The following is a 17,944-nucleotide window of genomic DNA, read 5'->3' on the forward strand; positions in this document are numbered from 1 at the left end:
ATTTTTCGGTGCGCCAGCGCCATCCCCTTAGCCAGCTAACTAACTGACTGGTCGTCGACTGCAAAGTGATAGCGCAACGCCATGGTCTGAATCTTGCCTTGTTTCATCCCTTGAACGCGGGCGCCTTACAAAGGCGACCGACAATGGGAAGTTTCGCTACAGAGCCGGCCTACAGAGCGGGCGAGAGTGAACTTTCGAGGCCTTTTAGCAGGGCACAACATCAACGTCGCACGACCGCGATGCACGCCATTGGTGCGTGGTGTCCAGAGGAGTCATGGGGCATGCAGGCTTTCCTTTCACCGGGGATCAAATTGCTGGGGCGGTTTGGCTTCGCAGGTAAATTCCAGTTGTTGTTTCTGCTGTTCATTCTGCCGTTGGCCGGCAGCCTGTTGATGATTGGCCAGGACTATCGCGACAAACTCAATCTGATTTCCGGCGAACGTGCCGGCGTGCGTCAGTTGCTCGCGCTGGATGCGCTGGACAACCTGCTCGCCGCCCAACGTGACCGCGCCGCGCGCTGGCGCGCCACGGAAACCAATCGCCAACCGACGCCGGCCACCCTCGCCGCCATGGGCGCATTCGACGCGGTGCAACCGGCGGTTCTGCAAGCCACCACCGATTTAGGCGCTGCGCTGAAAAATGAAGGCGCCGAGGGGGAAACACTCACCCGCTATCAAGCGCTGCAAACCGCGCTCAACGGCCTGGACTCGAAAAGCCTCAGCGGTGTCGGTTGGTGGCCGGACGGTTACGACCGTTTCACCAACGCCCTCAGCGCCCTGCAAGCGTTGCGCGAGCAGATCGTCATGGACAATCGCCTGACCCTCGCGCCGTGGCTGGAAACCTATCTGCTCACGCAGATCTCCACGCAACACGCCCCGGACCTGATCGAACGCGTTGGACGCCTTGCCGCCGTCGGCCAGGCCTCGGTCGTCTCCGGCCAATTCACCCTGCAAAGCCGTCTGCAGTTGCGCGACCTGCGCAGCCGCATCGGTGACGCCCGCGAGCAACTGGTCAAAACGGCCACGCTGCTCGAAGCACGTCTGCCGCAAGATCAGCAGAGCTGGGCCAGCCAATACCACGACAGCCTCAAAAACCTCGACAGCGGTCTGAAGGTGTTGGACGACGGCGTGTTCGGCGGCTCTATCAATCTCAAACCCGAAGAGTTCGAACGCAGCCTCGATGCGCTGCTGACCGACCTAGCCGCACTGCGCCAGCAATCGCTGGTGTCACTGGATCAGCGACTTGACGCTTACCACAGCTCAGCGATCCGCCAGTTCATCATCGTCGCGGCGATCTTCGGCTGCCTGCTGCTCGCGGCGTTGTACCTGTTTGTCTGCCTGCAAGCCTCGATCCGCCGCAGCGCCAGCGGCATCACCCTGCTCGCCGAAGCCCTGCGCGATGGCAACCTGAGCTTGCAAGTGCCGGTGGTGGGCCGCGATGAGCTGGCCGCGATCAGCACTGCGCTCAACGTTGCCGTGGTGCAGTTGCGCAGCAGCATGCTCGGTGTCGATCACGAGACCTCGCAACTGAGCAACGCGGTGCGCAGCCTCAACGAGCATTCCAGCGGCGCCCTCAGTGAAGTCGAGGCGCAGCAGTTGCAGATCAGCCAGATCGCCGCAGCCGCCACGCAGTTGGCCGCCACCTCGCAAGGCGTGGCGCAGAGTTGCGAACAGGCTTCCGGCAGCGCCCAGCACACCCAGCGCATTGCCGCCGACAGCAGCCGCGACAGCCAGCGCACCACGGCGAGTATTCAGCAGCTCAATCAGCGTTTGAATGAAACGGCTGCGGCGTTGGGTCGGGTCAGTGAACAAGGTCAGCAGATTCAATTGGTCGTCGACACCATTCGCGGCGTCGCCGAACAAACCAATCTGCTGGCGCTCAACGCAGCCATCGAGGCTGCTCGCGCGGGTGAACAGGGACGCGGTTTCGCCGTGGTCGCCGATGAAGTGCGCAGCCTTTCACAACGTACACAGTCGTCCACCGCGCAGATCGCCGGCACGGTCGACAGCCTGCGCGCGACGGTCAACGAAGCCGTGAGTTTGATGGAAGCGGCGTGCGGCCAGGCGCAAACCGATGCCGAGTCGGTGACTGGTCTCGGTGAACGCCTGGGCGAAATCGCCAGCGCCGTGCAAAGCGTCACCGACACCCTGGCGCAGATCGCCACGGCGGTGGAGGAACAAGCGAGCACCGCCGACGAAGTCAGCGGCAATATCCAGCAGGTCGATCAGGCGGCCGTGCGTTTGCTTGAAGGCGCACGGGCGGTGAATCTTGCCGCAGACACCCTGAGCCAGGGTAGCAAAGCGCTGAGTGACAACACCGCACGCTTCCGCCTCAGTTGATCACAGCCTCGGGGAAGTCCGCTTCCAGTTCAGCCTTGAGCCATTGAATAAACCACGCCACATCCGCCGAGAGTTCGGCGGACGGCGTCAGCACCCGATAACTCTCAAGCTTCACCTGAGCGTCGACCGCGCGCACCAGTTTGCCGCTGGCCAGTTCATGGCGCACCAGCACCTCGTTGGCCAGCGCGATGCCCTGCCCGCTCTCGGCGACCGACAGCGCGTGGTCATTGTTGACGTAGAGCATGTCGGAATTGAGGTGGATATCGAGGTCATGGGCGGCGAACCACAGATTCCACCATTCGCCGTCGTCGACGTGGATCAGATCGTTTCTGACCAGATCAGCCGAGCTGTTGATCGGTGCGATGCTGGCCAGATACGCCGGCGTGCAGATCGGAAAAACCCGTGGGCAAATCAGCGCTTCCCGTGAGTCGGCATATTGCCCGTCGAGGCCGTAGACGATGCCCAGATCGGCGCTTTTGCCATCGACTTCGGTAAAAGTGGAGTTCGGCTCGATCGCCAGTTTCAATCCCGGGCGCAGATGCCGCAGCGCTTCGATCCGAGGCATCAACCAGCGCTTGGCGAAACCCGGCACCACCATGATCCGCAGCCAGCGCTCGGTATCTTTCGGCTGCGCTTCTTTGCCCGCCTCGATGATCAACTGCAAAGCGGTGCTGATCTTGCGGTGATACTTCTCCCCCGCTGTCGTCAGATTGACCCCGCGCGAGGTGCGCTCGAACAATTGAATGCCCAGCCAGTCCTCGAGCAATTTCACGTGGCGGCCAATCGCAGGCTGGGTCACGTGCAGGGCTTTCGAGGCTTCGACATAGCTGCCCAAACGGGCAGCGGCATCAAAGGCGCGCACCGCGTTGAGCGGCGGCAAACGGTGGTCGGGCATGATTCCTGGCACCTTCGGCTGTTAAATTTACTAACACCTGCCATGTTTAAATTGAAGTGTCGCGCCGCGCAACCCCTGGCTGATAATCGAGCCACAGCAGAACAAAAAAACAGCTGGTTTCACACCCGAACGCAATCTCGATCCTGCCCAAAAAAATAATATCCATGGCCCGACGGCAACGCTTTGCAAAGCGAGTCACAGGCGATGGGGGAATCGGAGGTAACGCATGAATGCCCTGCATTCGCTGCAAACGCTGGCGGTCTCGATCCGCTCGGTGCGCAAGGTTTACGGTGATCCGCAGACCGGTCCGGTGGCGCTGAAAAGCATCGACCTGGACATTCGCGACAACGAATTCTTCACCCTTCTCGGCCCTTCCGGCTGCGGCAAGACCACGCTGCTGCGGATGATCGCCGGTTTCGAATTTCCCACCGAAGGCGAGATCCTGCTCTACGGCGAAAACATCGCTGATCGCCCGCCGTTCCAGCGTCCGGTCAACACGGTGTTCCAGCATTACGCGCTGTTCCCGCACATGACCATCGCCGAGAATCTGGCCTTCGGCCTCGAATCGCACCCAATGGGCAAAGTCCTCAGCAAGGCGCAAATCGCCGAGCGCGTGAGCGAGATGTTGGCGCTGGTGCAGATGGAGCGCTTCGCCAATCGCAAGCCGGCGCAACTCTCTGGCGGCCAGCAACAACGTGTCGCCCTCGCCCGCGCTTTGTCACCGCATCCGAAAGTGTTGCTGCTCGATGAGCCACTGTCGGCACTCGACCTCAAGCTGCGTCAGGCGATGCGCGAAGAGTTGAAAACCATCCAGGCCAAGACCGGCATTACCTTCATCTTCGTCACCCACGACCAGGAAGAAGCGCTGACCATGTCCGACCGCATTGCCGTGCTCTCCGAAGGCGAAGTGCAGCAGGTCGGAAGCCCGGAAGACATCTACGAACGTCCGCGCAATCGCTTCGTCGCCGATTTCATCGGCGAAACCAATTTCATTGAAGGCACTGTCACTCGCGTGGAAAACGGTCAGGCGTGGTTCGCCGGCCCGGCGGGTCATCCATTGCCGGCGCAACCGTGCAGCGATGTGCAGGTCGGCGCCAATGTCACCTTGTCGGTTCGACCTGAGCGTCTGCATCTGGTACCAGCGGCTACCGAAAACGCGCTGCCGTGCCGGATCGAAGCGCAGATCTATCTCGGCACCGATCTGCAATATCAGGTCAGCCTCAGCGACGGTTCGCGCCTCACCGTGCGTACACCCAACTGCGTCGACCAGAGCCTGCGCTTTGCCGTCGGCTCTCAGGCCGGTCTGTTGTTCGACCGTGGAAGCGCCAGCGTCCTGCACGATTGAGCCGGAGGAATTGCCATGCACGCCTTACCGATTGCTAACACGCTGGAACGCCGCAAGGCTTTCCAGAGCTTCCTCGGGGTCAGCCCGGCGCTGATCGCCATCGGCCTGTTTCTGCTGGTGCCGATTCTGATCGTCATCGGCTATTCGCTGATGGAGGCCAACCCCTACGGCGGGGTCAACAAAGTCTTCAGCAGCGACGCCTATACCTCACTGCTGTTCGAGCGGCAACTGGACGACAGCCTCGCGTTTGCCGACTCGTATTTGATCATCGCCCTGCGCTCGATCGGCATTGCCGGGCTGACCACGATCATCACGTTGTTGATCGGTTTTCCGGTGGCTGTGTGGCTGGCCATGCAACCGGCGCATCGCCGTGGCTTGCTGATCTTTCTGATCACCGTGCCGTTCTGGGCCAACCTGCTGATCCGCACTTACGCGTGGATTCTGCTGCTGCGCAACACCGGGGTGATCAACAACAGCCTGATGGGCATGGGCGTTATCCACGAACCGTTGCAGTTGCTCTACACCGACGGCGCGGTGCTGCTGGGGCTGGTTTACACCTATGCGCCATTCGTGGTTTTGCCGATCTACGCGACGCTGGAAAAGATGGACATCCGCCTGCTCGAAGCCGCGCAGGATCTCTACGCCGGACGCATACGCACCTTGCGCAAAGTGGTTTTGCCCATCGCCAAACCGGGAATTCTCGCCGGCGCGATCCTCACTTTTGTACCGTGCCTGGGCGCGATGATCGCCCCGGAACTGCTCGGTGGCGGCACGCGAATGATGCTCGGCAACCTGATCTTCCGGCAGTTCAGCGATGCGCGTAACTGGCCGTTTGGTGCAGCGTTGTCGCTGGTGCTGATGGCCGCCGTGATGCTGGTGCTGACCGTGTATGCCCTGCGCGCCGAGCGCCAGCGCATCGCCAAAGGAGGTGCGTGATGCTTGCATTATTCAAACGCAAAGGCCTGGGCGTGCAGGACTTCCCCGGTTTCGGCGGCTTCAGTTTTCTATTCTATCTGTACCTGTATGCGCCGATCGTGGTGCTGGTGGTGTTCTCCTTCAATGCCAACCAATCGGCGACGGTGTGGACCGGATTCAGCCTCGATTGGTATCGCGCCGCGTTCGCCAATCAGGCCCTGCGCCAGGCCGCTGGCAACAGCCTATTGATCGCCGTCTGCGCAAGCATGATCGCCACGGTGATTGCCACCCTCGCCGCCCTCGGCACCTCGCGCGGCGCCAAGTTCAAGGGCCTGCACTTGTCGATGGGCGCGATCATGTTGCCGCTGGTTTTGCCAGAAATTGTCGTCGGTGTGGCGACGCTGGCGCTGTTCTCCACCATCGGTCTGTCGCTGGGTTACGGCAACCTGATCATCGCGCACACGGTGTTCTGCATTCCCTTCGCCTACCTGCCGATTCGGGCACGACTGAACGACATGGACCTGTCGCTGGAACAAGCCTCCGCCGACCTCTACGCCGGCCCGTGGCGCACCTTTCGCAAAGTCACTTTGCCGCTGCTGATGCCGGGGATTTTCTCCGGGCTGATGCTGGCCTTCATCGTCTCGCTGGATAACTTCGTGATCTCGATGATGGTCTCGCAGGCCGGCACGACGACCCTGCCGATCTTCATTTTCGGCCTGCTACGGATGGGCGTGACACCCGACGTCAACGCCGTGTCGACGCTGATCCTCGGCGTCTCGGTGCTGTTCGTCAGCCTCTCTTACCTGTTGGGCAAAAAGAACGCCTGAACCTTCTACGACCTGTGGGGAAATAGCATGAGCAAGTGGATAAAAAGCGTTGGCACTTCGTTGTTTCTGACTGTGCCGCTGGCGATGATGGGCAGTGTTCAGGCCGCCGAAAAACTCAACGTAGTGAGCTGGAGCGGCTACTTTTCGCCGGAGATTCTCGCCAAGTTCCAGAAGCAGACCGGCATCGAGGTCACCGTCGATTCCTATGACTCCAACGAGACGCTGCTGGCGAAACTGAAACAGGGCGGCGCCGGTTATGACGTGGCGATTCCGTCGCACCAGTTCGTGCCGATCCTGATCAAGGAAAATCTGCTCGAGCGCTTCGACCCGGTCAAGGAACCCTACTACGCCAGCGTTGTGGATAACCTGAAAAAACCGAGCTGGGACCCGGAGGGCGCGTATTCGGTGCCATTCATTTGGGGCACCACCAGCGTCGTGCTGGACTCGGCGCGCTACAAAGGCCCGGCCGACAGCTACAAGGTTTTGTATGAGCCGCCAGCAGAATTGCAGGGGCGTATCAACATGTTCGACTCGGTCAGCGACATGGTCGACATGGCCAGCCTCTATCTGAACATTCCGCTGTGCAGCGAAGACCCGAAACAGATGCAGCAAGTGCTGACTTTGCTCAAGGCACAGAAGCCGTTCGTGAAAACCTACAGCTCCAAGGCCGGCTCGATTCGCGAGAATCTTGCCTCGGGTGAAATCGACATGTCGATGTTCTGGGGCGGCTCGTCGATGCGCGCCCGCGAGATGAAACCGACGCTGAAATACCTCTACCCGAAAGAAGGCGTGCTGGCCTGGGTCGACAATATGGTCATCCCTACCGGCAGCAAGAATCCGGCGAATGCCAAGGCGTTCATCGCCTTCCTCAGCCAGCCGGAAAACTCGGCGATGACGCAGAACTTCCTCAAGCACCAGAGCCCGATCAAAGGCGTCGAACCGTTCCTCGACGCGGCGCTCAAGGACGCGCCGGAATTGCACATTCCCGAGGGCACTAACGTGGTGTTCAGCAAGACCTGCGGCGAAGGCGCGATCCGCCTCGCCGACCGTCTCTGGACCAACCTGATGCGTTGATCTTTACCGCCCCGTCGCACTGGCGGGGCGCTTTTCCAGCCGTCTGAAAGGCCGCTTGCAATGAACTCTAATAACATCAGCGAACTGGTCCTGTTGCAGGCCCACGCGCTCGCCGACCGCATCCGCCTGCGCCAGGTGTCCTGCCGGGAAGTGATGCAGACTTATCTTGCCCATATCGAACGTTTCAATCCGTTGGTCAATGCGCTGATCAGCCTGCAATCGCCGGAACATCTGCTGGCTCAGGCCAATGAGCGCGATGCCGAACTGGCGCGCGGCGAGTACCGTGGCTGGATGCATGGCTTGCCTCACGCGATCAAGGATCTGTCGCTGACCCAAGGTATTCGCACCACGCTGGGGTCGCCGCTGTACAAGGATTTTGTGCCTGATCGCGACGGCATCATGGTCGAGCGGATCAAGGCGGCCGGCGCGATCATCATCGGCAAGACCAACACCCCGGAATTCGGCCTCGGCTCGCAAAGTTACAACCCGTTGTTTGGCGCCACCGCTTGCGCGTATGACTCGAGCAAAACTGCGGGCGGCAGCAGTGGCGGCGCGGCGGCGGCACTGGCGATGCATCTGGTGCCGGTGGCGGATGGCAGCGACATGATGGGTTCGCTGCGTAATCCGGCGGCGTTCAACAACATCTTTGGGTTTCGCCCGTCGCAGGGGCGAGTGCCGTTCGATGACAGCGCGGATCTGTTTTTTGATCAGCTCGGTTATGAAGGGCCGATGGCGCGCAGCGTGAAGGATGCGGCGTTGCTGTTGTCGGTGCAGGCTGGCGGCGATGCGCGGGCGCCGTTGTCCATCGCTGAATCCGGTGAAGCGTTTGCGGCGCCGTTGGAGCGTGATTTCAAGGGCTCGCGGTTGGGTTGGCTGGGCGACTTCAACGGTTATCTGCCGATGGAGAACGGCGTTCTGTCGCTGTGTGAGAAGACCTTTGCCGACTTTGAAAGCCTCGGCTGCCACGTTGAGTCCGTTCAGCCGGATTTCGCGCCTGAGCGGCTGTGGAGCAGTTGGCGGACGTTGCGGCACTGGATGGTCGCGGGGTCGCTGGGCGCGACGTATGCCGATCCGCAGAAACGCGCATTGCTGAAACCGGAAGCGATCTGGGAAGTGGAAAACGGTTTGAAGCTATCGGCCAGTGAAGTGTTCGCCGCCTCCGTGATGCGCAGCGATTGGTATCGGGCGATTTCTCGGCTGTTCGAAAAGTACGATTACCTGCTGCTGCCCAGCGCCCAAGTGTTCCCTTTCGATAAAACCCAGCCGTGGCCAACGTCTATCGAAGGCGTGGCGATGGACACCTATCACCGCTGGATGGAGGTGGTCATCCCCGGCACGTTGTCGGGTTGCCCGGTCGCCAATGTTCAGGCGGGGTTCAATTCGGACGGTTTACCGATGGGGCTGCAAATCATCGGCAAGCACCAGGCCGACTTCGCTGTCCTGCAATTGGCGCACGCTTATGAGCAGGCCAGCCGCTGGTTCCAACGCTGCCCTTCGCCGCTGCTGAGTCGGTGATTTTGATAAACGGTTGAAAGCGTAGAAAAAACTTTTAAATTTACGCTTGACGCTTTTCCATTTCAGGGGAATAATGCGCGCCACTTGGCTACATAGCTCAGTTGGTTAGAGCATAGCATTCATAATGCTGGGGTCCGGGGTTCAAGTCCCTGTGTAGCCACCAAGTACTAAAAACGGCTTACCGAAAGGTAGGCCGTTTTTTTATGCTTCGAGAAAAGTGCGATTTCGTGATGGGGGATTTCTCCCCTCATCTGGTTTTCAGCCTGTCAGCGCCGCCAACCCTTTCACCCAGATCTGCCGCGTGCGCAAACCGACCATTGCTCGCCAATCCGGATCAGCCGGATAGAACTGCTCGAGCAGATTCAGTTTGATCTCACGCCCTACCGCATCCAGCGGATCACCGTGCAAATGCAGCCAATGGTCATCACGTAAATGCCGATGCACAGCCGGCCCCGGATACGTCCCGCACTCGATCACGAACGGCATCAATTGCACGTCCGGCAATGCATTAAGCAACGCCTGTGAGGTGTAACCGGTGGCAGTCGCGGCCACTCCGGTTTCGCTCAAGGTGTCGGCGCCGGTGTGCAGCGTGTAAAGCCATGGGCCATAAATTGCCTGGGCCTGCGCGAGTGCCGGGTAAGGCGCCTGGGTGATGGTCAGCAACATCGGATGACCGTACTCGCCGGCGCCGGTGTGCAGGTCGAAGCACATCACGGTTTCCGCTCCCGCCAGATGCGCGTCGATGATTTGATGCAAGGTGCGATTCGACCAGCTCGGCGCGCGGCCACCGTAAAACAGTCCATCGGGATGACTGTGCTGACCGCCCTCGACAATCGACATTACTGCCGGCCAGCCGTGTTCGTTGATCTGCGCATCGAGCAAGGCATCCGCGCGTTGGCGCTCGGGGCCATGCAGATCGGTGCAGGCGTAGATTTCATGCAGTGCCGCGTACGCGCGGTTATCCGGTAAGGGTCCTGTGAAATCGAGGTGATTGCGGTTGAGGTCGATGTTGTCTTCGTTGACCCGGCGGAACCACGCCGTACCCCATGGGTTGATCAGGTGCACCATCACCACTGCGACATCCTTGGGCAGCGATCCGGGTGCGAAGGTTTTCAGCCATTCGATCTGGCAATCCGAGCCGTAATAGCCCTCGACTCCGTGGGTACCGCTGAGCGCTACCAGCCGGCGCTTGGCCAGCGGATCGCCGAGCACGGCGACGTCGGTGCTCAGCGGTTCGCCGAATGGCCCGCAGCGTGGATGTGCGTAGGAGGTGAGCGCGGCACCGGCGGCATTGGCGGCGGCGATGAACTGTTCGCGTTGATCGTGGTAGCTGGATTTGGTGGGGAACTCGCTGTGCATGCCTGGCCTCTTGTGATTTTTATGCCTTTACCTGTAGGAGTGAGCCTGCTCGCGATAGCGGTGGTTCAGTCAACACTGATGTTGGCCGTAATGCCGCTATCGCGAGCAGGCTCACTCCTACAGGGGATGTTGGTGCTCCATAAATTTGCGGTTGACCCTAGCGAACATCCGCCCCGAAAAGAAAGACAAAAATGCCCATCGGTTTGCGTCGCGACCGGGCGGTCGATAAAGTCCCTGAGACTTTTATCCCACGGACGGAGAGCCCGCGTGTTTTCAGCCTTGCCCTTGAGCCGCTTGCGCCTGCCAGCCCTGACGCTGATCATCAGCGCCCTGACCCTCACCGCCTGCAACGCCCCGCCCTCCTCAACCTTGCCGCTTGCACCGGAAGCCGCGTCCGGTTACCGCACCGATCTGCAAACCCGTCACGCCAGCCAACACATGGCCGCCGCTGCCAATCCACTGGCCGCCGAGGCCGGTCGGGAGATGCTGCGTCAGGGCGGTTCGGCGATTGATGCGGCGATTGCGATGCAAGCGGTGCTGACGCTGGTTGAGCCGCAGTCTTCCGGGATCGGCGGAGGCGCGATGATCGTGTTGTGGGACGGTAAACAGGTGCGCACGTATGACGGCCGCGAAACCGCACCGGCCGGAGCCACCGAGAAGCTGTTCTTGCGTGCCGATGGCCAGCCTATGTCGTTCCCGCAGGCGCAGATCGGCGGTCGTTCGGTCGGTACACCGGGCGTGTTGCGCGCGCTGGAGATGGCACATAAACAACACGGTCGCCTGCCGTGGGCGAAGCTGTTTGAACCGGCGATCAAACTGTCCGAGCAAGGCTTTGCGATATCTGCGCGTTTGCACTCGCTGCTGGAATCAGATCCAGTCATCCGCCAGTCGCCGGATATGGCCAAGTACTTCCTCAACACCGATGGCAGCGTCAAAGCCGTCGGCACGCGCCTGCAAAACCCGGCTCTGGCCGCAGTGCTCAAACGCATTGCCAACGAAGGCCCGGATGCGTTGTACAAAGGCCCGATCGCTGAAGAAATCGTCGCCAAGGTGCAGGGCCACGCCAACCCCGGCAGCCTGTCGCTGAACGATCTGCAGCGCTATCAGGCCAAGGAACGTGCGCCGCTGTGCACCGATTACAAACGCTGGCAGGTCTGCGGCATGCCGCCACCGTCGTCGGGCGGGATCGCCGTGGCGCAGATTCTCGGCACGTTGCAGGCGCTGGAAACCCGCGATCCACGTCTTTCCCTGACGCCGCTCAAACCGCTGAAGACCGATAAACCGGCCGGCATTGAACCGGATCCGCAAGCCGTGCATCTGATCGCCGAGGCCGAGCGTCTTGCCTACGCCGACCGCGCGCAATACGTCGCCGACACCGACTTCGTGCCAGTGCCGGTCAAAGGCCTGGTCGACCCGGGTTATCTGGCCAGCCGCGCCAGCCTGATCGGCGAACGCAGCATGGGCAGCGCTAAACCGGGCACGCCACCGGGTGTGCAGGTCGCCTACGCACCGGACCGTTCGCCGCTGCGCATCTCCACCTCGCAAGTGGTCGCGGTGGATGACCTCGGCGGCGCGGTGTCGATGACCACCACCATCGAAGCCGCATTCGGTTCACACCTGATGGTTCAAGGTTTCTTGCTGAACAACCAGATGACCGACTTCTCGTTCATCCCCGAAGAGAACGGCCAGAAAGTCGCCAACCGCGTCGAACCCGGTAAGCGCCCACGCTCGTCGATGGCCCCGACGCTGATCTTCGATCGCCACAGCGGCGAATTCCTCGCCAGCGTCGGCTCGCCGGGCGGTTCGCAAATCATCGAGTACGTGGCGAAAACCACCGTCGGCCTGCTCGACTGGAACCTCGACCCGCAAAGCGCCATCAGCCTGCCCAACTTCGGCAGCCGCAATGGCCCGACCGAACTGGAACAAGGCCAGTTCAGCCCGGCGCTGATTCAGGCACTGAAAGACAAGGGCCACGCGGTGAATGAAATCGACATGACCAGCGGCACCCAGGCCATCGTGCGGGTCAAGGATGCGCAGGGGAAAGCGTCGTTGGAGGGTGGCGCGGATCCACGGCGTGAAGGCGAAGCGTTGGGGGATTGAGGCTAGGACGCAAACAAAAAAGGCTTACCGGGAGGTAGGCCTTTTGCTTAGCACACTGCGTATTTCAAATCGGGATGTTTAAAAACTGCGAGGTAAACAGAGAACCGTCCCACAAGGTTTTCAGGTTGTCCGTCGGACGTCAGCTCTCTAGCCTGTACTCGTCGCTGCCAATTCAGTGACCGGGATTGGAAACCCCGAGTAGAACCGAGCGCACAAGCGCCTTTCATAACGTATCCTTGCGCACCTTCATGGTGTGCACTCCGTTATGGCGGCTGTGCGCGGGAGACCTTCGGGTCAACCGGGTTCTCCGTTCCCCGGGTTTCCAACCTGCGTACAGCTGCCACCTATTCGTTCGGAAACCGAATCGGCCAGCTCCAATCCTGATCGGAGAACACCATGAAAAAACCAACACCCAATCCCCCCGAAACAAACACCGACCCAACATCCCCGTACGCAACCATCGACAGCAAAAAACTCAACGAAGCGGCCGACCGCGCCCTCGACCACTACCTCAAACCGACCATTCACATCATGGCGTCCACCCGCGTAGCTGAACCCATGTACCTCGCCAACCCGGTGTACGACACCGAATCCCTGCTGGCCAATGCCAGCGAAACCCTGGGCTCGGTCACCGAGATGCTCAACAATTTCGCCGCTGTGCTGGATAGCGCGCACCGCAAGACCGCGCTGGGTATCGCACAAATCGTCATGCTGAGTGAGCTGGCGGTGAATCAGGCGCTGGATAACGTTCAGCCGGTTACGTAGTTTTCGCAATGCATAAAAAATCCGATGCCGTGCAGGCATCGGATTCTTATTTCCTGGCGTTGCCCGGAATAAACCTGGTGTCCCTTTTAGCCCTATTAGGCGGACTCCTTTGAAGTGGAGTAATCCATGAAAGTACGCCCGATTCATAACGAAGACGACTATCGTGCGGCGCTTAAGAACGTGTCTGCACTTTTCGACAACGAGCCAGTACCGGGCACTGCTGAAGGCGATCACTTCGACATCATGATCAGCCTTATCGAAGCCTACGAGGCCACACAGCTTTCCCATCCAAAATCTATGGCTCAGCGATTCGCCACCAGATGCGCACCAAACAACAGATAGCATCCACCCGCGAGCCGATCCAGCCATTGCCTTGACCGCTCATACACACCGGCGATCCGCCGACTGGCGAAGAACAGCGCCACGCAGCAATACCAACTGAACGACAACGTCGCCATGGTCAGCACCGCCAGCGCCAGCAACAGTGGCGGGATGTGAGCCGGCATGGCGGTGGCGAAGACGGTGGCGACGAATAACGCCGATTTGGGATTGGTCATGTTGCCCAGAAAGCCCCGCCAGTAAGCGCCGAGCAACGTTTGCTGCGAGTCATCCAGCGTGCCCGCGACAATCGGCGCCTTGCGCTTGAACTGCTTGAGCCCGAGGTAGATCAGGTAGCAGCCACCGGCAATCTTGAAGCTCAGGTACAGCGTCGGCGCGGCACTGAACAGTGACTGAATGCCCAGGCCACCCGCCAGCCCCCACACCACGGTCCCGCTGGCCACGCCGAGTGCCGCGACGACACCGTGGCGGCGGGAACGGCTGACCGCCAGTTGCGCGATGTTGAAGAAATTCGGGCCGGGCGTGACCACGGCCACCGTCCATAACAGGGCCAACGACAACAGCGGCGCCAGATAACTTGAAAGGGAAAGATCCATGGGGCATGCGCCTGATCGGTTCGACGATGCCCTCTACCTTGCAACATCCGGCAATGTTTTGCCATCAGCCGCCATTCAGACCGCTAGCGTCTTGCCATCCACCGCATCACCAATCTTCAGGAAATGCCCGCCCGCCACGTGGTGCAAGGTGCGCAAACCGTCATGCCCTTCGAAATGCCAGCGCCCTTCGCTGAATACGCGTTCATCGGCGTGGGCGGCGAGGACTTCGGCGAGGAACAGGTCGTATTGCTCGTGATTGCGCGGCTCAGGCAGCAAGCGGCATTCCAGCCATGCGACGCAGCCGTCAAGCAGCGGCGCTTCGACTTGTTCACCGGCAAAAGTCTGCAAACCATAGGCCTGAAACTTGTCTTGCCCTTGGGTTTGAGTGATGTCCAGGCCCGACGTATTGCCAACGGTTTGCACGATGTCGGCCTGATTGACGCACGGGACGTTGAGCACGAAGGTGCCGGACGCTTCGAGCAACTGGCGGGTCCAGGTGGATTTATCGAGGACGACGGCGACTTTCGGTGGCTCGAAATCCAGCGGCATGGCCCAAGCGGCAGCCATGATGTTGCGCTGGCCGTCGTGAGCGGCGCTGACCAGCACGGTCGGCCCGTGGTTGAGCAAACGGTAGGCTTTGTTCAGGGGCACCGGGCGGCGGTGGGAATCGCTCATGGGATCTGCTCCGGGGGAAAAGGAGCCGATTGTAGCGCTGCCACTGAAGAAACACAGAACCTGTGGGAGCGAGCTTGCTCGCGAAAGCGGTGTGTCAGTCAACAGCACTGCTGAGTGAACTGACGCCTTCGCGAGCAGGCTCGCTCCCACATGGGACCAGTGCAGGTCAGTGGGAGAGTTGGTTGGCAAACTGGCCGACAGCATTCACGACTTTCTGCGCACCGTCCTGAATCTCGACAATCACCGTGCCCGCCTCTGCCGCCAGCGCCAGGCCCTGTTCGGCCTGGAGCTTGCCGTCGGTCATCAGCGCCACCGCATTGCGCGCCATTTCCTGGTTCTGCCGCACCACGGTGACAATCTCTTCGGTCGCCTGACTGGTACGCGAGGCCAGTTGGCGCACCTCGTCGGCCACCACCGCAAAACCACGGCCCTGCTCGCCGGCACGGGCCGCTTCGATGGCAGCATTGAGCGCCAGCAGGTTGGTCTGTTCGGCAATGCCGCTGATGGTTTTGACGATGGTGCCGATCACCTGCGACTGCTCGTTGAGTGCTTCGATACCCTCACCGGCGGCTTGCATATGTCGCGACAGATCTCGCATTACGTTTACCGCTTCAGTCACCACCGTGGTACCGCGCTGGGCGGTGCTGTCGGTTTGCTGCGAGGTGCTGTAGGCAATGCTCGCCGCGTCGGCGACGGCTTGCTCGCGGTTGACCTGATCGGTGATCACCGTGGCGAACTTCACCACTTTGTAGAGTTTGTCGTTGGCATCGACCACCGGGTTGTAGGATGCCTCCAGCCAGACCGTACGACCATGACTGTCGACACGTTTGAAGCGGTTAGCCACGAATTCGCCGTTGTTCAGACGTCGCCAGAAGTTCTGGTACTCGGTGCTGTTGTATTCCTCCGGCGTGCAAAACATGCGGTGATGTTTGCCCTTGATCTGCGCCAGGCTGTAACCCATGCCGCTGAGAAAGCGATCGTTGGCGTTGAGCACATTACCGTTAAGGTCGAACTCGATTACCGCCGTCGAACGCACCAGCGCACCGATCAGGTTTTCGTGTTCACGCGAGGCTTCGATGGTGCGGGTCAGGTCGCTGGCGTAAAGCGAAATGTGCTTGATCCGCCCGTCCGAAGAACGCACCGGTTGCACGATCGAACGCAGCCACGCCTCCTCACCATTGCCGCGCAACAGGCGCACGGCACCGGCGAAATGCTCGCCGCGGGTCATGGCGTTTTTGAAGCGGTGATGGAATTCGTCGGTCTTTACGTGGGCCGGGACGATATCTTCAATCGCTCGACCGATCAGGTCCTGGCTCTTGTAGAGCATCTCGGTAAGGAAGTTCTGGTTGACCGATTGAATGCGCCCGTCAGGTTCCAGGCACAGCACCAGCATCTCGCTTTCCAGGCTTTCCTTCACCTGCACAAGGCTGGAGAGTTCTTCACGAAGAGCGGCCAGCTCTTGCTTCAGGCGTTTGTTGAACATGGGAAAGTACCGATGGGCAGGATAGAAAGCGGGATACAGCCTAGCCATCGGCCTTGAAAAGCTTTTCTGAAGAGCGTTTGCGACCCGTCGGTCAAAAATAGTTCGAGCGCACGCTGTCAGGCAGCTCCGGCCACCTGACATTGTCCTGTGCGCGGCATTCGCGAGCCAAAATACGCTGCCGTCAATAGCCCCACAACGCCCATCACCGCGCAGAACATCACACAGATCCACGGACTCCACGGCATCAGGCCGATCAGCAACAGCGGTGTAATGCTCGCCCACGCCGCGTAGGCAATGTTGTAGGTGAAGGAAATGCCGGACACACGGATACGCGCGGGGAACAAGCCGACCATCACCGATGGCACAGCGCCGACGACACCGCACGCCAGACCAGCAATGGCATACGCAATGCCAATCCACTCGCCACCGCTGATCAGGCAGCCATAAAGCACACCGATACCCAATGGCAGCAGCAGACTGTAGAGCATGACCGTGCGCCAGGCACCGAGGCGATCAACCAACAGACCGGCAATCACACAGCCGATATTGAGGAAGACGATGCCCAATGCGCTGAGGGCGAAGGTGTGGCTGGCGGTCATGCCGAAGGTTTTCTGCATCATGGTCGGGGTGATGACGACGAATACCACCACCGCCGAAGTCAGCACGCACGTCAAAAGCATCGCCGGCAGCATCGCCAATCGATGCTCGCGAAGCACCGTGCGCAGCGGCAGTTCAACCCGCGCCTCGCGCTGCGCTTCCATGGCCATGAACACCGGGGTTTCGCTCAACCAGCGCCGCAGGTAAACGCCGATCACGCCGAACACACCACCGAGCAGGAACGGATAGCGCCAGGCGTAATCGAGGATTTCCGCCGGGGTGAAGACTTGCGCGAGGAACGTCGCAGTCAACGCGCCGATCAGATAACCGAAGGTCAGCCCGGCCTGCAAAAAGCCCAACGCGTAACCACGATGGCCGGCCGGTGCGTGCTCGGCGACAAACACCCAGGCACTCGGCACCTCCCCGCCAACCGCCGCGCCCTGCAGGATGCGCAGCGCCAGCAACAGCAGCGGCGCGAAATAACCGATCTGGGCATAGGTCGGCATGATCCCGATCAGCAGGCACGGCAGCGCCATCATCAGGATGCTCAGGCTGAAGACTTTCTTGCGCCCGAGTCTGTCGGCGAAATGCGCCATCAGGATCCCGCCCAGCGGCCGCGCCAGGTAGCCGGTGACAAAGATCCCGAAGCTTTGCAGCAGACGCAGCCACTCAGGCATTTCCGGCGGGAAAAACAACTGACTGAGGGTCAGGGCGAAGAATACGAAAATGATGAAATCGTAAATCTCCAGCGCCCCGCCAAGGGCCGCAAGGCCGAGGGTCTTGTAGTCGGAGCGGCTGAACGGCAAGGGTTTGGCCGTGGATTGGGCGGTCATGGCAAAGAACTCTGGCAGGCAAAAAACCAAGGCGCCCATGGTCTACGCAAATGCGCGGATGGACAACCCGTTAGACCATAGTCCCGGTTTTGCAAAACCTGCTCACAAATCGTCTTCGCTTGATTTACTGTTGAAGCCTGTCCTGCCAGGTGAAACCCACCGACCTCGAGCCGAGCCGGGAACCTTGTAGGAGTGAGCCTGCTCGCGATAGCGGTGTGTCTGTCACCTCCATGTTGAACGTGCCGATGCCATCGCGAGCAGGCTCACTCCTACAGGAGATCTGCGTT

General features: G+C 60.4%; 14 protein-coding genes, 1 tRNA gene and 2 pseudogenes. 10 read left to right on the forward strand and 7 right to left on the reverse strand.

Features of this window, described 5'->3' with window-relative positions; genetic code table 11:
- The first annotated feature begins 281 nt into the window (after positions 1-281).
- Positions 282-2,339, forward strand: coding sequence for a methyl-accepting chemotaxis protein (locus CLU80_RS08410; protein ID WP_099757175.1), 2,058 nt, complete (start codon positions 282-284; stop codon positions 2,337-2,339).
- On the opposite strand, the gene CLU80_RS08415 is transcribed toward CLU80_RS08410, so the two are convergent.
- Entirely contained in the window at positions 2,332-3,234 is a 903-nt protein-coding gene (locus CLU80_RS08415; RefSeq protein WP_099757176.1) for a LysR substrate-binding domain-containing protein, read from the reverse strand. The two genes, CLU80_RS08410 and CLU80_RS08415, sit on opposite strands and share 8 nt — an antisense overlap.
- Positions 3,235-3,460: 226 nt before the next feature.
- Here CLU80_RS08415 and CLU80_RS08420 point away from each other — a divergent pair, with 226 nt between their 5' ends.
- The 6 genes from CLU80_RS08420 (at position 3,461) to CLU80_RS08445 (ending at position 9,073) form a co-directional block, all read left to right on the forward strand.
- The gene (locus tag CLU80_RS08420; protein ID WP_099757177.1) at positions 3,461-4,579 is read left to right on the forward strand and encodes an ABC transporter ATP-binding protein; all 1,119 of its coding nucleotides are present in this window, start codon (positions 3,461-3,463) and stop codon (positions 4,577-4,579) included.
- 15 nt (positions 4,580-4,594) lie between these two features.
- Complete coding sequence (locus CLU80_RS08425) at positions 4,595-5,515, forward strand: ABC transporter permease (RefSeq protein ID WP_064120432.1); 921 nt, start codon at positions 4,595-4,597, stop codon at positions 5,513-5,515.
- A complete protein-coding gene (locus CLU80_RS08430; RefSeq protein WP_099757178.1) occupies positions 5,515-6,321 on the forward strand; it encodes an ABC transporter permease in 807 nt (268 codons plus the stop codon). Before CLU80_RS08425 ends, CLU80_RS08430 begins: the two co-directional genes overlap by 1 nt.
- A gap of 27 nt (positions 6,322-6,348) precedes the next feature.
- Positions 6,349-7,395: an ABC transporter substrate-binding protein gene (locus CLU80_RS08435; protein ID WP_093441473.1), complete on the forward strand. Its 1,047-nt coding sequence runs from the start codon at positions 6,349-6,351 to the stop codon at positions 7,393-7,395.
- Between the two features lie 60 nt (positions 7,396-7,455).
- Entirely contained in the window at positions 7,456-8,910 is a 1,455-nt protein-coding gene (locus CLU80_RS08440) for an amidase (RefSeq protein ID WP_099757179.1), read from the forward strand.
- Positions 8,911-8,996: 86 nt separating this feature from the next.
- Positions 8,997-9,073: transfer RNA gene (locus CLU80_RS08445), tRNA-Met, on the forward strand.
- Positions 9,074-9,168: 95 nt separating this feature from the next.
- Here the strand turns inward: CLU80_RS08445 and CLU80_RS08450 are convergent.
- Positions 9,169-10,269: a DUF2817 domain-containing protein gene (locus tag CLU80_RS08450; RefSeq protein ID WP_099757180.1), complete on the reverse strand. Its 1,101-nt coding sequence runs from the start codon at positions 10,267-10,269 to the stop codon at positions 9,169-9,171.
- A gap of 267 nt (positions 10,270-10,536) precedes the next feature.
- Here CLU80_RS08450 and ggt point away from each other — a divergent pair, with 267 nt between their 5' ends.
- The 3 genes and pseudogenes from ggt to CLU80_RS08465 all read left to right on the forward strand — a co-directional run.
- A complete protein-coding gene (gene ggt, locus CLU80_RS08455; RefSeq protein ID WP_099757181.1) occupies positions 10,537-12,369 on the forward strand; it encodes a gamma-glutamyltransferase in 1,833 nt (610 codons plus the stop codon).
- Between the two features lie 396 nt (positions 12,370-12,765).
- Positions 12,766-13,134, forward strand: coding sequence for a DUF6124 family protein (locus CLU80_RS08460; RefSeq protein ID WP_099757182.1), 369 nt, complete (start codon positions 12,766-12,768; stop codon positions 13,132-13,134).
- Positions 13,135-13,260: 126 nt separating this feature from the next.
- A pseudogene (locus CLU80_RS08465) lies at positions 13,261-13,413 on the forward strand (transcriptional regulator); the annotation flags it as partial.
- A 23-nt stretch (positions 13,414-13,436) separates the two neighbouring features.
- Here CLU80_RS08465 and CLU80_RS08470 read toward each other — a convergent pair.
- The 5 genes and pseudogenes from CLU80_RS08470 to CLU80_RS08485 all read right to left on the reverse strand — a co-directional run bounded on the left by CLU80_RS08470 (position 13,437) and on the right by CLU80_RS08485 (position 17,657).
- Positions 13,437-14,069: a LysE family translocator gene (locus tag CLU80_RS08470; protein WP_099757183.1), complete on the reverse strand. Its 633-nt coding sequence runs from the start codon at positions 14,067-14,069 to the stop codon at positions 13,437-13,439.
- 75 nt (positions 14,070-14,144) lie between these two features.
- A complete protein-coding gene (locus CLU80_RS08475; RefSeq protein ID WP_099757184.1) occupies positions 14,145-14,744 on the reverse strand; it encodes a flavin reductase family protein in 600 nt (199 codons plus the stop codon).
- Positions 14,745-14,910: 166 nt separating this feature from the next.
- Positions 14,911-15,471, reverse strand: a complete 561-nt coding sequence (locus tag CLU80_RS30625) for a methyl-accepting chemotaxis protein (RefSeq protein ID WP_371748318.1) — start codon at positions 15,469-15,471, stop codon at positions 14,911-14,913.
- Positions 15,451-16,368, reverse strand: a pseudogene (locus CLU80_RS30630) (PAS domain-containing protein); the annotation flags it as partial. The gene CLU80_RS30625 and the pseudogene CLU80_RS30630, both read right to left, overlap by 21 nt.
- On the reverse strand, positions 16,344-17,657 hold the full coding sequence (locus CLU80_RS08485) for an MFS transporter (RefSeq protein ID WP_099759359.1): 1,314 nt from the start codon (positions 17,655-17,657) through the stop codon (positions 16,344-16,346). The pseudogene CLU80_RS30630 and the gene CLU80_RS08485, both read right to left, overlap by 25 nt.
- Positions 17,658-17,944 lie beyond the last annotated feature (287 nt).

Origin of the sequence: Pseudomonas sp. 29 (assembly GCF_002754355.1) — a bacterium.
In the GTDB taxonomy this organism is placed as follows: domain Bacteria; phylum Pseudomonadota; class Gammaproteobacteria; order Pseudomonadales; family Pseudomonadaceae; genus Aquipseudomonas; species Aquipseudomonas neuropathica.

What these genes read in the sequence shown, in the direction of transcription:
- CLU80_RS08410 (WP_099757175.1), top strand. Translation starts at nt 282, where the DNA reads ATGCAGGCTTTCCTTTCACCGGGGATCAAATTGCTGGGGCGGTTTGGC.
- CLU80_RS08425 (WP_064120432.1), top strand. Translation starts at nt 4,595, where the DNA reads ATGCACGCCTTACCGATTGCTAACACGCTGGAACGCCGCAAGGCTTTC.
- CLU80_RS08440 (WP_099757179.1), top strand. Translation starts at nt 7,456, where the DNA reads ATGAACTCTAATAACATCAGCGAACTGGTCCTGTTGCAGGCCCACGCG.
- CLU80_RS08475 (WP_099757184.1), bottom strand. Translation starts at nt 14,744, where the DNA reads ATGAGCGATTCCCACCGCCGCCCGGTGCCCCTGAACAAAGCCTACCGT.
- CLU80_RS08430 (WP_099757178.1), top strand. Translation starts at nt 5,515, where the DNA reads ATGCTTGCATTATTCAAACGCAAAGGCCTGGGCGTGCAGGACTTCCCC.
- CLU80_RS08460 (WP_099757182.1), top strand. Translation starts at nt 12,766, where the DNA reads ATGAAAAAACCAACACCCAATCCCCCCGAAACAAACACCGACCCAACA.
- CLU80_RS08420 (WP_099757177.1), top strand. Translation starts at nt 3,461, where the DNA reads ATGAATGCCCTGCATTCGCTGCAAACGCTGGCGGTCTCGATCCGCTCG.
- CLU80_RS08470 (WP_099757183.1), bottom strand. Translation starts at nt 14,069, where the DNA reads ATGGATCTTTCCCTTTCAAGTTATCTGGCGCCGCTGTTGTCGTTGGCC.
- CLU80_RS08450 (WP_099757180.1), bottom strand. Translation starts at nt 10,269, where the DNA reads ATGCACAGCGAGTTCCCCACCAAATCCAGCTACCACGATCAACGCGAA.
- CLU80_RS08435 (WP_093441473.1), top strand. Translation starts at nt 6,349, where the DNA reads ATGAGCAAGTGGATAAAAAGCGTTGGCACTTCGTTGTTTCTGACTGTG.
- CLU80_RS08415 (WP_099757176.1), bottom strand. Translation starts at nt 3,234, where the DNA reads ATGCCCGACCACCGTTTGCCGCCGCTCAACGCGGTGCGCGCCTTTGAT.
- CLU80_RS08485 (WP_099759359.1), bottom strand. Translation starts at nt 17,657, where the DNA reads ATGACCGCCCAATCCACGGCCAAACCCTTGCCGTTCAGCCGCTCCGAC.